12 protein-coding genes are annotated in these 13723 nt (G+C 68.0%); 10 read left to right on the top strand and 2 right to left on the bottom strand.

The window, feature by feature from the left end; genetic code table 11:
• Positions 1-3: 3 nt before the first annotated feature.
• On the top strand, positions 4-1248 hold the full coding sequence (locus tag V9L21_RS01300) for a diaminopropionate ammonia-lyase (protein WP_337308469.1): 1245 nt from the start codon (positions 4-6) through the stop codon (positions 1246-1248).
• A gap of 68 nt (positions 1249-1316) precedes the next feature.
• Here the strand turns inward: V9L21_RS01300 and V9L21_RS01295 are convergent, their stop codons facing one another.
• Positions 1317-1892 (bottom strand): redoxin domain-containing protein, encoded by a 576-nt coding sequence (locus tag V9L21_RS01295; protein WP_337308467.1) that lies wholly within the window; start codon positions 1890-1892, stop codon positions 1317-1319.
• Between the two features lie 75 nt (positions 1893-1967).
• Between V9L21_RS01295 and V9L21_RS01290 the strand changes: the two genes are divergently transcribed.
• Positions 1968-2618, top strand: a complete 651-nt coding sequence (locus tag V9L21_RS01290; RefSeq protein WP_337308465.1) for a TetR/AcrR family transcriptional regulator — start codon at positions 1968-1970, stop codon at positions 2616-2618.
• 6 nt (positions 2619-2624) lie between these two features.
• Here the strand turns inward: V9L21_RS01290 and V9L21_RS01285 are convergent, their stop codons facing one another.
• A complete protein-coding gene (locus tag V9L21_RS01285; RefSeq protein ID WP_337308463.1) occupies positions 2625-3818 on the bottom strand; it encodes a patatin-like phospholipase family protein in 1194 nt (397 codons plus the stop codon).
• Positions 3819-3989: 171 nt separating this feature from the next.
• On the opposite strand from V9L21_RS01285, the gene apbC reads away from it, so the two are divergent.
• The 8 genes from apbC (at position 3990) to V9L21_RS01245 (ending at position 13721) form a co-directional block, all read left to right on the top strand.
• The gene (gene apbC, locus V9L21_RS01280) at positions 3990-5081 is read left to right on the top strand and encodes an iron-sulfur cluster carrier protein ApbC (RefSeq protein WP_337308461.1); all 1092 of its coding nucleotides are present in this window, start codon (positions 3990-3992) and stop codon (positions 5079-5081) included.
• A gap of 50 nt (positions 5082-5131) precedes the next feature.
• Positions 5132-6076 (top strand): LysR substrate-binding domain-containing protein, encoded by a 945-nt coding sequence (locus V9L21_RS01275; RefSeq protein ID WP_157615319.1) that lies wholly within the window; start codon positions 5132-5134, stop codon positions 6074-6076.
• 243 nt (positions 6077-6319) lie between these two features.
• Positions 6320-8065 (top strand): NAD(P)H-dependent oxidoreductase subunit E, encoded by a 1746-nt coding sequence (locus tag V9L21_RS01270; RefSeq protein ID WP_337308846.1) that lies wholly within the window; start codon positions 6320-6322, stop codon positions 8063-8065.
• Positions 8062-10935, top strand: coding sequence for a formate dehydrogenase subunit alpha (gene fdhF / locus V9L21_RS01265; protein WP_337308459.1), 2874 nt, complete (start codon positions 8062-8064; stop codon positions 10933-10935). The genes V9L21_RS01270 and fdhF overlap by 4 nt, the downstream gene beginning before the upstream one ends.
• A gap of 77 nt (positions 10936-11012) precedes the next feature.
• Positions 11013-11360 carry a winged helix-turn-helix domain-containing protein gene (locus V9L21_RS01260; protein WP_157615313.1) on the top strand — a complete coding sequence of 116 codons (348 nt, stop codon included), beginning with the start codon at positions 11013-11015 and terminating at the stop codon, positions 11358-11360.
• A 112-nt stretch (positions 11361-11472) separates the two neighbouring features.
• Positions 11473-12156, top strand: a complete 684-nt coding sequence (gene modB, locus V9L21_RS01255; protein WP_337308457.1) for a molybdate ABC transporter permease subunit — start codon at positions 11473-11475, stop codon at positions 12154-12156.
• Positions 12157-12183: 27 nt separating this feature from the next.
• Positions 12184-12933, top strand: coding sequence for a molybdate ABC transporter substrate-binding protein (modA, locus tag V9L21_RS01250; protein WP_337308455.1), 750 nt, complete (start codon positions 12184-12186; stop codon positions 12931-12933).
• Positions 12930-13721, top strand: coding sequence for an ABC transporter ATP-binding protein (locus V9L21_RS01245; protein WP_337308454.1), 792 nt, complete (start codon positions 12930-12932; stop codon positions 13719-13721). The genes modA and V9L21_RS01245 overlap by 4 nt, the downstream gene beginning before the upstream one ends.
• Positions 13722-13723 lie beyond the last annotated feature (2 nt).

The following is a 13723-nucleotide window of genomic DNA, read 5'->3' as shown; positions in this document are numbered from 1 at the left end:
CGCATGCTGTTCACCAACCCCCGGGCGCGGCGCCGCGCATATGACGAATCGTTGAGCGAAGTGATGAACATCGCGCGCGGCCAGCAGAGCCGGCAGTGGCTGTCGCACTGGAGCCGGCTTCAGCCGCATCCGACGCCGGCATGGCCTCTGCCCCGGCTGGCAGCGCAACTGGGCGTTGGCCAGCTGGTCGTCAAGGATGAGTCGAAACGCTCGGCGCTCGGCAGCTTCAAGGTGCTGGGCGCGCCCGTTGCACTGCTGCGCCTCGTGCTGCGTCGTTGGTCCGACCGGGGATGGACGCCCCTGGAACTGCTGGCAGGCAGGCACGCGGCATCGCTGCGCGACTTCGTGGTTGTCAGTGCCACCGATGGCAACCACGGCCGCGCGCTCGCAGCGGCCGCGCAAAGCCTCGGCTGTCGTTGCGTCATCGTGCTGCACGCACAGGTCAGCAAGGAACGCGAAACGCCGATTGCCGCTCTCGGCGCGGAGATCGTACGCATCGCCGGCAACTACGACGAGTCGGTGGAAGAGGCTGCGCGCCTTGCCCGGGTCAATGGCTGGGAGGTGGTTTCCGACACCTCCTACGACGGTTACGAAGAGGTGCCGCGCGACGTCATGCAGGGCTACGGCATCCTAGCCGACGAACTGCTCGAAAACGTGGCTGCCGGCGCGCCGTGCCCGTTCACCCACGTGATCGTGCAGGGCGGCGTGGGTGGGCTGGCCGCAGGCGTAGTGAGCCATTTCTGGGAGCGCTACGGCGCGGCGCGGCCGAGCTTCATCGTGGTGGAGCCCGAGCAGGCCGACTGCCTGCTGCAAAGTGCGCGCAACGGCCGGGCTGATCGTGCAACGGGTTCGGTCGATTCGGTGATGGCGGGGCTGGCCTGCGGCGAAACCTCGCCGCTCGCGTGGCGCTTTCTTCAACCGGCTGTCGATGTATTCATGACCGTGACCGACGCACAGGCCGAACGGGCGATGCGCACACTTGCGAGCGGCGAGGCGGGCGACGTGCCCGTGCTCAGCGGCGAATCCGGCTCGGCCGGCCTGGCGGCGCTGCAGGTGCTGGCGGCCGACCCTGAAGCCCGCTGCGCCGCTGGCTTGGGTGCCGATGCGCGCGTGCTGCTGATCAGCACCGAAGGCGCGACCGCGCCCGGGGTGTACCGCACGCTGACCGGGCGTTCGGGCGAAGAGGTCGTCGAGGCGCAGCGGCAGTGGCTGGCGCGCGAGGGTATGGCCATCGGCTCGCGCGTGTAGCCCGCCTCGAACAGCAGATTGCTCGCGAGCTCGCCGCCCTTCACGTCGGTCTGGTCACGTCGGCCTGGTCAAGCCGGCACGACTGGCGCGTCGTCCGGGTTCGCCGACGCAGCCTGCGTCTTCCTGGCCAGTTGCAGCAATTCGTCCACGTCCCAGTGATCGTCGGCGTGCACGCCGTACTTGCAGGCCGCGATGCGCCCGTGTGAGTCGACGAGAAAGTCCGCCGGCAGGCCCAGCATGCCGTTCTCGGCCCGGGTATAGAAGCGCCTGGTCGCCAGGACCCACCGCAGCCCGCTCCAGAAGACGCGAGGGTTCAGCAGCGCCCGCACGGACGTCTCGACCCCGAACGCCTTGAAGTGCTTCTTGCCAGCGTCCGCAACGCAGTCGAACGGCAGCTGCGCCTGGTACTTGAGCATTTCTTCGCGCGACGAATGAAAGAAGACGACCTGGCGAATTCCCGCGGCGGCAATTTCCGCCTGGCGCCTGCCCATGGTGAGCAGGTGGAAGTTGCACACGGGGCAGCCCGCGAACCGACGGAACTGCAGGTGCACATAGCGCGACATCGGGTCCGGAAGATCGACCGGCTTGCCATGGATGGTGCTTGCGGCAATGACGGGGGCCACATCCCCGGGCGCGAGTTTCATTTGAATTTCCTTAAACGTACGGTGTACGTATTCAAATATACTCGCCTCTTTCAAACTGCGTCAACATCCGCCTCCATGGGACGACCCGCCAAATTCACGCATTCGCAGCTCCAGGCCGCCGCACTGGCCCTTGTCGACCGGGAAGGGCTCGCGGGGCTTTCCATGCGCGCGCTTGCCGCCGAACTCGGCACAGGCGCCATGACGCTCTACAACTACGTGAAGCAGCGCGAGGACATCGATCTGCTGGTGGTGGAGGCGGTGATCGGCGAGGCGCGCTGGGCGGCCGACGCCTACCCGCTGTGGCAGGACGAAGTCCGTGCGATCGCTACCGCCTTGTGGCAGGCAGTGCGGGCGCATCCGCATGCCATTCCGCTGATCCTCACGCGCCGAAGCCGGTCGCCGGCGGTGTTCGAGGTGACCGAGGCGATGCTGCGCGCGCTGGCCCGCAGCGGGCGCTCGGGGGAGGGGCTGCTTGTCGCATTCCGCGCGGTGTCGGCGCTGATCACGGGGCTTGCGCAAGCCGAGCTGGCCGGGCCGCTGGCGCTGCGGGCCGCGGAATCGGCGGAGCTCACCATCGCGCGTTTCAGGGCCTTGCCGAAAGAGCGTTTCGCGCACCTGATCGACATTGCGAACGCGGCCGCCAGCAGCACGGCCGACAGCGAGTTCCATGCGAGCCTGGATCTGCTCCTGGCGGGCCTGTCCGCAAACGGCGGCGGCGCGCGCTGATCTGCCTCAGGCGGCGGCGTCCCACCCGAAGAACCGCAGAACTTCATCCTTCTGCCGCATCGCATCGGCCCGACCCAGCGCCATCAGCTCGCGCGTGTAGCCCGATTCGAACAGCAGGTAGCTCGCAAGCGCGCCGCCCTTCACGTCGGCCGCAACCTTGGAGCCACCGAGCAGGTGGCGCACCGCGCCGGGCAGCGCATCGACATGGCGCGCAGCAATCACGTCGAGCCGCTCCGACGGAGAAATCACCAGCAGGTCGAGCGGGCGCAGCGAGCTGGACTTGCGGGCTTCCTCGGGAATGAGGCCGAGCGTGTGGTTGATGCGCCGCAGGCGTTCGATGTCCACCGCCAGCGCATCGAGAAAGATGCTCGACAGCGCATGGCCCGCGATCTGCGCCATGGTGGGATAGCCGCTGTAGGTGTTGGGCGCGTCGGTGTCGCGCGGCTCATGCATGCGGCCCGCGCCAATCACCAGGATGCGCTGGGCGCCCAGGTGGATTGCCGCGGCAATGGGGGCCGACTGCCGCATCGAGCCGTCGCCGAAATATTCGGTATGCCCCTGCATCGGCAGCTCGGTGGCCGGAAACACGAAGGGAATGGCCGACGAGGCCAGCAGATGCGCATGGCTGATGCGGTCGCGCACGGAGAGCCGCTGCGAGCGCACCCAGGGTTCCATCGGCGCGGCGGCCTCGAAGAAGGTGACGTGCTCGCCCGAGCTGTAGCTCGACGCGGTTACGGCCAGCGCCTGCAGGTGGCCTTGCTGCATGAGCTGCGGCAGCCGGTCGAGCGGCACCATGCGGGCCAGCAGGTCGGCCAGCGGCGCGTTGTCGAGCAGGGAGCGGGGCTTGATGCGCATCCAGTTGGCCGCAAATCGCCCCAGCCCGAGCAGCATGCGCCAGCGCGTGCCGCTGCCGAGCACGGAGAGCGAATCGGCGCGGTAGACCTGCCCGGCGTGAAAGTTGCGCCAGACCTGGGCAATGTGCGCGACCACTCCGTCGAAATCGTCGGCGCCGCAAGCCAGCGCGGCGGCGTTGATGGCCCCGGCCGAGGTGCCGGTGATCACGGGAAAGGGATTGGGCCCACCTGCGAAACCGGCCGTTCGCCGCATTTCGGAAATGGCTTCGAGCACGCCGACTTGATAGGCAGCCCGGGCGCCGCCTCCGGTGAGCAGGAGACCGGTGGCGGGGGGTGTCTCGGGCATCTTCTTGTTGCTGTTGTCTGTTGAAAAGGGGCTTGCGCTCCCGGGTTCTCGGGAAATCCTGCCTCGCCGGGCCGCCGGCGTTGCCCCCAGGTGCAGGAAGGCGAAGCCGCACGAAGTGCGCGGAGGCGCCGGGCGAGCCACTAGACTACCCGCCATTCAGGAGTTAGATCAATGGCACTCACCCCAGAAGGGCTCATGGACGCGCTCAAGGCCGTCCAGGACCCGAACACCGGCAAGGATTTCGTGGCGACGCGCTCGCTCAAGAACCTGCAGATATCAGACGGCGACGTGTCGTTCGACCTGGAGCTCGGCTACCCGGCCAAGAGCCAGCACGCGGCCCTGCGCAAGGCGCTGGTGGCGGCGGCCAAGACGGCGCCGGGCGTGAGCAACGTCTCCGTCAACATCGTCACCAAGGTCATCAGCCATGCCGTGCAGCGCGGCGTTCAGCTGATGCCCAACGTGAAGAACATCATTGCGGTGGCATCCGGCAAGGGCGGCGTGGGCAAGAGCACCACGGCCGCCAACCTGGCGCTGGCGCTGGCGGCCGAAGGCGCGGCCGTGGGCCTGCTCGACGCCGACATCTACGGCCCGAGCCAGCCGATGATGCTGGGCATCGAAGGACGGCCCGAGAGCGAAGACGGCAAGACCATGGAGCCGCTGGAGAACCACGGCGTGCAGGTCATGTCGATCGGCTTTCTGGTGGACCAGGACGAGGCCATGATCTGGCGCGGCCCCATGGCCACCCAGGCGCTGGAGCAGCTGCTGCGCCAGACCAACTGGAAAGACCTGGACTACCTGATCGTCGACATGCCGCCTGGCACCGGCGACATCCAGCTCACGCTGAGCCAGCGCGTGCCCATGACCGGCGCGGTGATCGTCACCACGCCGCAGGACATCGCGCTGCTCGACGCCAAGAAGGGCATCAAGATGTTCGAGAAGGTCGGCGTGCCGATCCTGGGCATCGTCGAAAACATGGCGGTGCACATCTGCTCCAACTGCGGCCATGTGGAGCACATCTTCGGCTCCGAAGGCGGCAAGAAGATGGCCGCGCAGTACGAGATGGAATACCTCGGCGCGCTGCCGCTGGACATCAACATCCGGCTGCAGGCCGACAGCGGCAAGCCCACCGTGGTGGCCGACCCCGACGGCGAAGTGGCCGGCATCTACAAGGCCGTTGCGCGGCAAGTGGCCGTGGGTATCGCCGAGAAGGCCAAGGACTTCTCGTCGAAGTTCCCGACCATCTCCATCAGCAAGAACACCTGAAGAATGGTGCGCCTGCCCCGCTTCAGTGAACGCGTGCCGGAGCAGGCGAAGTGAATCTGCTTGCTTCGATGCGCTACCTGGTGGCGCTGAGCGAGCACAAGCATTTCGGGCGCGCGGCGCAGGCCTGCCACATCACGCAGCCGGCGTTGTCGAACGCGCTGCGCTCGCTCGAAAGCGAGTTCGGCGTGGTCATCGTGAAGCGGGGGCGCGTGTACGTGGGCCTCACGCACGAGGGCGAGCGGGTGCTGGCCACGGCGCAGCGCATGCTGCGCGACAACGAGGTGCTGCTGCAGGAGCTGCGCAGCGAAGAGGGCCAGCCGCGCGGGCGCTTGCGCATGGCGGCGGTGCCCACCGCCATTCCCATGCTGTCGCGCTTTGCCGCAATGCTGCACGAGTTGCACCCGGGCATCGTGCCGGCCGTGCTGTCGATGAGCTCGCAAGAGCTGGAAACAGGGCTCGAAAGCCTTTCGGTCGACCTGGCGCTCGGCTACACCGAACGCATGCACCTGCCGGGCATCAAGCTCACGGCCTGGCCGCAGAGCGTGGAGCACTACTACCTGCTGCGGCGCGCCGAGCGGCCCTCGGCCGACCGGTTGCGCATCGGCCAGCCGATGTCGTGGGCCGATGCCGGCAAGCTGCCGCTGTGCCTGCTCACGCCCGACATGCACAACCGCTCCATCATCGACCAGGCGTTGCGCGAAGCCGACACGGCCGTGGCCCCGGCCATCGAGACCAACTCGGTACTTACCCTTGCCCTGGCTGTGCTGGCGGGCACCGTGAGCAGCGTGCTGCCCGGCGCCATGGTCGCGGCCGTGCGCAGCTACCGTGAGCTGGAGGCCCTGCCGCTCGTGGGGCCGGAGGTCAAGACGCCGCTCGGCTTCATGACCCAGACCGGCGTGCGCCCCTCGCGGGCGCTCGATGCCGCCCTGGTATTCCTGCAGACGCCGGCCTGGCGCGAGCAGGTGCGGCTGCACAGCGGCGCGCTCGGCGAATAACCGGCCGGCGGGCGCGGCGGGCCCAGGCCCGGCCCACCATTTAGTTATTGAATCGATCGATGCTCCGATCGAATTTGACGGGCCCAGGGCCGCCCCACACACTCGGTCAACCCTCAAGCATTGGGGGCAGTTCCGAGACATCGAGAAAAGGCCCAGGCAGTGAACAACCACCCAGCCACGACCCGCGAGACGACCAAGGCGGCCCCGACGCACACCATCGTGCCGCTTGCCACTGCCGACGAGATGCGCGACCGCATCCGCCGCAAGAGCAAGCTCAAGGGCCGGCAGCCCGAGGAGGCGGCGCTGCTCGAAGTGCGCACGCTCATCGGCGTGCGCCCCGCCGAGGGCCACCGGCGCGACCTGCTCATCGAGCACCTGCACAAGCTGAACGACGCTTTCCGGTGCCTGCACGACCGCCACCTGGTGGCGTTGGCGAAGGAAATGAACATCCCCATGGCCGAGGTGTACGAGGTCGCGACCTTCTATCACCACTTCGAAGTGGTGCGCGGCGGCGACGAAGTGCCGGGCCTCACCGTGCGCGTGTGCGACGGCCTGGCCTGCGAGCTGGCCGGTGCCAAGGATCTGCTGGCGCGGCTGCCCGAACTGCTGGGCGTGGACGGCGACGATGTGCGCGTGATTGCGGCGCCCTGCGTCGGCCGCTGCGAGCAGGCGCCCGCGGTGGTCGTCGACCGCCAGGCGGTGCCGCTCGCGACCACGGCGAAGGTGCTGCAGGCGCTGAAGTCCGACCCCGATGAAGCCACGGTTGCGTATTTCGATGCGGCCGAGTTCGCGCTGAAAAGCGTCTCGCCGCTGCCCGGCGCCATCGAGCGCATGCCGGCGTTCACCGACTACGCCACGTACCGCGCGAACGGCGGCTACGCACTCGCTTCAGCGCTGGTCAACGGCAAGAAAGACGCCGAGGCCATCATCAAGACGATGGAAGACTCGGGCCTGCGCGGCCTTGGCGGCGCGGGCTTTCCGGCGGGGCGCAAGTGGCGCATCGTGCGCGACCAGCCTGCGCCCCGGCTCATGGCGGTGAACATCGACGAAGGCGAGCCCGGCACCTTCAAGGACCGCACGTACCTCGAGCGCGATCCGCACCGCTTTCTCGAAGGCCTGGTGGTGGCGGCGCAGATCGTCGGCATCGAGCAGTGCTACATCTACCTGCGCGACGAATACCACGACTGCCGCGCGCTGCTGGAACGGGAGCTGGCCCGGCTTCAGGCCGATCCGCCGTGCGCGCTGCCGCGCATCGAACTGCGGCGCGGCGCGGGTGCCTACATCTGCGGTGAAGAGTCGGCCATGATCGAAAGCATCGAAGGCAAGCGCGGCGAACCCCGCATGCGCCCGCCGTACATCGCGCAGGTGGGCCTTTTCGGCCGCCCGACGCTGGAGCACAACTTCGAAACCCTCTACTGGGTGCGCGACATCGTCGAAAAAGGCGCGGCCTGGTTCAGCGGTTTCGGGCGCAACGGCCGCAAGGGCCTGCGCAGCTTCAGCGTGAGCGGCCGGGTGAAGCACCCGGGCGTCAAGCTCGCCCCCGCGGGCATCACGGTGCAGGAACTCATCGACGAATACTGCGGCGGCATGCTCGATGGCCACTCGCTGTATGCGTACCTGCCAGGCGGCGCGTCGGGCGGCATTCTGCCGGCGCGCATGAACGACATTCCGCTCGACTTCGACACGCTGCAGCCCTACGGCTGCTTCATCGGATCGGCCGCCGTGATGGTGCTGAGCCAGCATGACCGCGCACGCGATGCCGCGCTGAATGTGATGCGCTTCTTCGAGCATGAAAGCTGCGGCCAGTGCACGCCATGCCGTGTCGGCACCGCCAAGGCCGCGGCGCTGATGCAGGCGCCCACATGGGACAACACCACGCTCGAAGACCTGGCGCAGGTGATGGGCGATGCCTCCATCTGCGGACTCGGACAGGCGGCCCCCAACCCGATTCGCTGCATCCAGCAATATTTTCCGGAGGAGGTGGTATGAACGCCCCGTCCAAGCTCGCGGAGCTCATGCCGCAAACCATCGAATTCACGCTCGACGGCCAGCCCATTCAGGCCTTTGACGGCGAGACCATCTACAAGGCGGCCGAGCGCCACGGCGTGGAGATTCCCCACCTGTGCTTCAAGGACGGCTACCGCCCCGATGGCAACTGCCGCGCCTGCGTGGTCGAGGTGAAGGGCGAGCGCACGCTCGCGCCCAGCTGCTGCCGCAACGTGACGGCCGGCATGGAAGTAAAGGCCACCAGCGAGCGGGCCCTCAAGAGCCAGAAGATGGTGGTGGAGATGCTGCTGTCCGACATGCCCGACCAGGGCTACAAATGGATCGGCGACGACGCCGCCCAGCAGCACGGCGAGCTCAGCGCTTGGGCAAAAAAGCTCGACATCGCGGTGCGACCCGAGCTCAAGGCCCTGCGCCGCGAACAGCCCAAGACCGACATTTCGCACCCGGCCATGGCCGTCAATCTGGACGCCTGCATCCAGTGCAACCGCTGCGTGCGCGCTTGCCGCGAAGAGCAGGTCAACGACGTTATCGGCTACGCCATGCGCGGCGCGGACAGCAAGATCGTGTTCGACCTGGATGACCCGATGGGCGACAGCACCTGCGTGGCCTGCGGCGAATGCGTGCAGGCCTGCCCCACGGGCGCGCTCATGCCCAAGAGCCACATCGGCTCGCAGGAGGTCGATCGCAAGGTCGATTCGGTGTGCCCGTTTTGCGGCGTGGGCTGCCTCGTGACCTACAACGTGAAGGACGAAAAAATCGTCAGCGTCGACGGCCGCGACGGCCCGGCCAACCACAACCGCCTGTGCGTGAAGGGCCGCTTCGGCTTCGACTACGCGCACCACCCGCAGCGCCTGACCAAGCCGCTGATCCGCAAGGCCGGCGCGCCGAAGGACTTTGGCGATACGCCGCGGCCGGACGACTGGAGCGAGTATTTCCGCGAGGCCACCTGGGAAGAAGCGCTCGCGCTCACCACCGGCAAGCTCTCGGGCTTGCGCGACACCTACGGTGCCAAGTCGCTCGCGGGCTTTGGCTCGGCCAAGGGCAGCAACGAAGAGGCCTACCTGTTCCAGAAGCTCGTGCGCACGGGCTTCGGCAGCAACAACATCGACCACTGCACGCGGCTGTGCCACGCATCGAGCGTGGCCGCGCTGCTCGAAGGCGTGGGCTCGGGTGCGGTGAGCAACCAGGTCAACGACGTGGAGCATGCGGGGCTGATCTTCGTCATCGGCTCCAACCCGACGGCCAACCACCCGGTCGCCGCCACCTGGATGAAGAACGCAGCGCAGCGCGGCGCGAAGATCGTGCTGGCCGACCCGCGCCGCACCGACATCAGCCGCCACGCCTGGCGCACGCTGCAGTTCAAGGCCGACACCGACGTGGCCATGCTCAATGCGCTCATCCACGCCGTCATCGACGAAGGCCTGGTCGACCAGGAGTTCGTGCGCACGCGCGCCAGCAACTACGAGGCACTGCGCGAGAACGTGAAGGGCTACAGCCCCGAGGCGATGGCACCCATCTGCGGCGTGCCGGCCGAAACCCTGCGCGAAGTGGCGCGCGCCTTTGCCACCGCCAAGGGCTCGATGATCCTCTGGGGCATGGGCGTGAGCCAGCACGTGCACGGCACCGACAACGCGCGCTGCCTCATTGCGCTGGCCACCGTGACCGGGCAGATCGGCAAGCCCGGCTCGGGCCTGCATCCGCTGCGCGGCCAGAACAACGTGCAGGGCGCGAGCGACGCGGGCCTGATCCCGATGATGTTTCCCAACTACCAGCGCGTCGACAACCCGGCGGTGCATGCGTGGTTCGAGAACTTCTGGGGCACGCCGCTGGACGCAACGCCGGGCTACACCGTGGTCGAGATCATGCACAAGGCGCTGGCGCCGGATACCGATCCGCACAAGGTGCGCGGCATGTACATCATGGGCGAGAACCCCGCCATGAGCGACCCCGACCTGAACCATGCACGCCATGCGCTCGCGAGCCTGGAGCACCTGGTGGTGCAGGACATCTTCATGACCGAGACCGCGTGGCTCGCCGACGTGGTGCTGCCCGCGAGCGCCTGGCCCGAGAAGACCGGCACGGTGAGCAACACCGACCGCATGGTGCAGCTGGGCAAGCGCGCGCTCAGCCCGCCGGGCGATGCGCGGCCCGATCTCTGGATCATCCAGCAGATTGCCAAGGGCATGGGCCTCGCGTGGAACTACCAGGGCGAAGAAGCGGGCGTGGCCGCGGTCTACGAGGAAATGCGCCAGGCCATGCATGCGGTGATCAGCGGCATCAGCTGGGAGCGCTTGCAGCGCGATTCGAGCGTGACGTACCCTTGCCTGAGCGAGGAAGACCCGGGCCAGCCGACCGTGTTCATCGACGACTTCCCGACCGCCGACGGCCGCGTGAAGCTGGTGCCGGCCGACATCATTCCGGCCAACGAGCGGCCCGATGCCGAATACCCGTTCGTGCTCATCACGGGCCGGCAACTCGAGCACTGGCACACCGGCAGCATGACGCGCCGCGCTACTGTGCTCGACGCGCTGGAGCCCATGGCGACCGCCTCGATGAACCAGGCCGACCTGCTGAAGCTGGGGCTCCAGGCCGGCGACGTGATCACGGTGCAGTCGCGGCGCGGCGAAGTGGCCATCCACGTGCGGCGCGACGACGGCACGCCGAGCGGCGCGGTGTTCGTGCCCTTTGCCTACTATGAGGCGGCGGCCAACCTGATGACCAACGCCGCGCTCGACCCCATGGGCAAGATTCCGGAGTTCAAGTACTGCGCGGTGCGCATTGCACGCGGCGGCCAGCCGGTAGCGGCGGCTGGGTACGGAACCGGTTCAGGCGTGCTGGCAAAGGTGGATTGACGCGGGCGGAGGTGAGGGCGTGGGCGCGGGTATGGTTTAACCTTTGCCCGTCTTCCGCACCGCTCACCACCACCGGCATGAAAACCAGAGTCCAGTTTCGCCTTCGCATCTACAGGGACGACAGCATCGCCTTCGGCCCCGGAAAGATCGACGTGCTGGAAGCCGTGGCCGAGACCGGCTCGATCTCGGCAGCGGCGCGCAAGCTGGGCATGTCGTACCGGCGCGCCTGGATGCTCATCGACGAGATGAACAACGCCCTCAGTTCCCCGGCCGTGAACACCGCGGCCGGCGGCTCGCGCGGCGGCGGCACCGCGCTCACGCCCGTGGGTGAAGAAATCGTCAAGCACTACCGGGCCATCGAAAACGCCGCCCGCCTGGCCACGGCGGCGGACGTCCGCGCGCTGACGCGCCTGCTCGCGCCCTGATTCGCTCTCCCGCGCGCTGTATCCGGAGGGATATCGGCGGCGTCTTCCCGCATCTTCCACAAAGGCCTGTTCGAGGGGCAGGGCGTTCGTGCAACAATTGCGTTGTATCTTCATGAATACGACGAATGCCCTCATCGCCTCGACCGACTGGTTTCCGCTGGTGCTGTCGCTCAAGGTGGCCTCGGTCGCGACCCTGCTGGCGCTCATTGCCGGCGTGGCGCTCGGCTGGGTGTTCGCGCGCAAGCGCTTTCCGGGCCGCTCGGTGCTCGAAGCCGTATGCATGCTGCCGCTGGTGCTGCCGCCCACCGTCATCGGCTACGCCATCCTGGTGGCCGCGGGGCGCCGCAGCCCGCTGGGCAGCTGGCTGCGCGAGCATCTGGACTACAGCATCATCTTCAGCTGGCACGGCGCCGTCGTCGCGTCGGCAGTGGTGGCGCTGCCGCTGGTGCTGAAGTCGGCCAGCGCCGCGTTTGCGGGCGTGGACCGCTCGCTCGAAGCGGCGGCCAGCACGCTGCGCCAGTCGCCGTTCTCGGTGTTCGTGCGCATCACGCTGCCGCTGGCCTGGCCAGGCATCCTGGCCGGCACGCTGCTCGCGTTTGCGCGGGCCATGGGTGAATTCGGCGCCTCGCTCATGGTGGCGGGTTCCATTCCCAAGCAGACCCAGACGCTCTCGATGGCGATCTACGACGCCGCGCAATCCGGCAACGACGACCTGGCATTGCTGCTGGTGGCGGTGACCTCGCTGCTGTCGATCACGGTGCTGGTGCTGTCGAACCGGTTCTTCTCGCTGCGCTGAGCGGACCCTCTCCAACCCGAAAACCACATGCGCCCGCTCCGCCTCCTTTCTCTTCTCCTGGCCATGGCACTGCCGCTGGGCGCGGCGGCGCAGCAGATCACCGTGTCCGCCGCAGCCAGCCTGACGGACGCATTCAAGGAGTTGGGCCCCAGGTTCGAAGCCGCGCAGCCGGGCGCCAGGGTGCGCTTCAACTTTGCGGCCTCGGGCGTGCTGCTGCAGCAGATCGCGCAGGGCGCGCCGGTCGACGTGTTCGCAAGCGCGGACCAGGAAACCATGGACCGTGCCGCCGTGCAGAAGCTCGTCGACGCGGACACGCGCCGCAACTTCGCCGGCAACAGCCTGGTGCTCATCGAGCCGCTCAGGGATGCGGCCGGCATCAAATCGCTGCAGGACCTGGCCGGCGCGGGCGTGAGAAAAATCGCGATCGGCAAGACGGCGACCGTGCCGGTCGGCCGCTACACGCGGCAGGTGCTGGAAGGGGCGGGGCTCTGGAGCGTGCTCGAGCCGAAGTTCGTGCAGGCCGACAGCGTGCGCCAGGTGCTCGACTACGTGGCCCGCGGCGAGGTCGAGGCCGGGTTCGTCTACCGCACCGACGCGGCCATGGCGGGCGACAAGGTCAAGGTTGCGTTCGCGCCCGCAGGCCACATGCCCGTGACCTATCCCGCCGCCGTGGTGGCCGATAGCAGGCAGAAGGCATTGGGCGCGGACTTCATCGCCTTTCTTTCCAGCGATGCCGCGCGCGAAATCTTTGCGCGCTACGGGTTCACCAGGCCATGATCGACGTCGACCTGCAGCTCACGGTCACCGACGGCACCCGCCGCTTCGATCTGGCGGCGCGCTTCGCGACCGATGTGCCTTTTGCCGTGCTCTACGGTCCCTCGGGCGCTGGCAAGACGCTCACATTGCAGGCCATTGCGGGCCTGCTGCATCCTTCCGCGGGCCATGTGCGGCTCGACGGCCGCACGCTCTACGATTCCGCGCGCGGCATCGAGGTGCCCACGCAGGAGCGGCGCATCGGCTACCTGTTCCAGAACTACGCGCTGTTTCCGCATTTGTCGGTGCGCGAGAACGTGGCCTTCGGCCTGACCGCGTGGCACCGGCGCAAGCTGCCGCCGCGCGAGGCGGAGATGGTGCAGTCGCTGCTCGAAGGTTTCGGTCTGGCGGCGCTGGCCGACAGTCGGCCGCAAAAGCTGTCGGGCGGCCAGCAGCAGCGGGTGGCGCTGGCCCGCGCGCTGGCCTGCCAGCCGCAGGTGCTGCTGCTCGACGAGCCCTTTGCCGCGCTCAACCCCATGCTGCGCAGCGAACTGCGGAGCGAGTTGGCCCAGGTGCGCCGCGAATGGGGAATTCCGGTGCTGATGATCACGCACGACATCGAAGACGTGCTGGCCCTGGCCGACGTGGCGTTTGTCTACGACAACGGCCGCGTGGTGCGCGAGATCGATCTGCACAACGCCGAGAGCCGCGACATTGCGCTGCGCGAAGCGGGCGGCGTGCCGGCCGCCGAAGCCACGCCCCTGCACCGCAAGCTGCGCAGCCTGCTGATGCAGGGCGCGGCGAGCGCCTGAGC

It is taken from the genome of Variovorax sp. CCNWLW235, assembly GCF_037204085.1.
Taxonomy (GTDB): domain Bacteria; phylum Pseudomonadota; class Gammaproteobacteria; order Burkholderiales; family Burkholderiaceae_C; genus Variovorax.
This window is presented reverse-complemented; position numbering and strand designations above follow the sequence as displayed.

Coding starts and splice junctions, on each gene's coding strand:
- V9L21_RS01300 (WP_337308469.1), top strand. CDS start 4: ATGCTGTTCACCAACCCCCGGGCGCGGCGCCGCGCATATGACGAATCG.
- V9L21_RS01295 (WP_337308467.1), bottom strand. CDS start 1,892: ATGAAACTCGCGCCCGGGGATGTGGCCCCCGTCATTGCCGCAAGCACC.
- V9L21_RS01290 (WP_337308465.1), top strand. CDS start 1,968: ATGGGACGACCCGCCAAATTCACGCATTCGCAGCTCCAGGCCGCCGCA.
- V9L21_RS01285 (WP_337308463.1), bottom strand. CDS start 3,818: ATGCCCGAGACACCCCCCGCCACCGGTCTCCTGCTCACCGGAGGCGGC.
- apbC (WP_337308461.1), top strand. CDS start 3,990: ATGGCACTCACCCCAGAAGGGCTCATGGACGCGCTCAAGGCCGTCCAG.
- V9L21_RS01270 (WP_337308846.1), top strand. CDS start 6,320: ATGCGCGACCGCATCCGCCGCAAGAGCAAGCTCAAGGGCCGGCAGCCC.
- fdhF (WP_337308459.1), top strand. CDS start 8,062: ATGAACGCCCCGTCCAAGCTCGCGGAGCTCATGCCGCAAACCATCGAA.
- V9L21_RS01260 (WP_157615313.1), top strand. CDS start 11,013: ATGAAAACCAGAGTCCAGTTTCGCCTTCGCATCTACAGGGACGACAGC.
- modB (WP_337308457.1), top strand. CDS start 11,473: ATGAATACGACGAATGCCCTCATCGCCTCGACCGACTGGTTTCCGCTG.
- modA (WP_337308455.1), top strand. CDS start 12,184: ATGCGCCCGCTCCGCCTCCTTTCTCTTCTCCTGGCCATGGCACTGCCG.
- V9L21_RS01245 (WP_337308454.1), top strand. CDS start 12,930: ATGATCGACGTCGACCTGCAGCTCACGGTCACCGACGGCACCCGCCGC.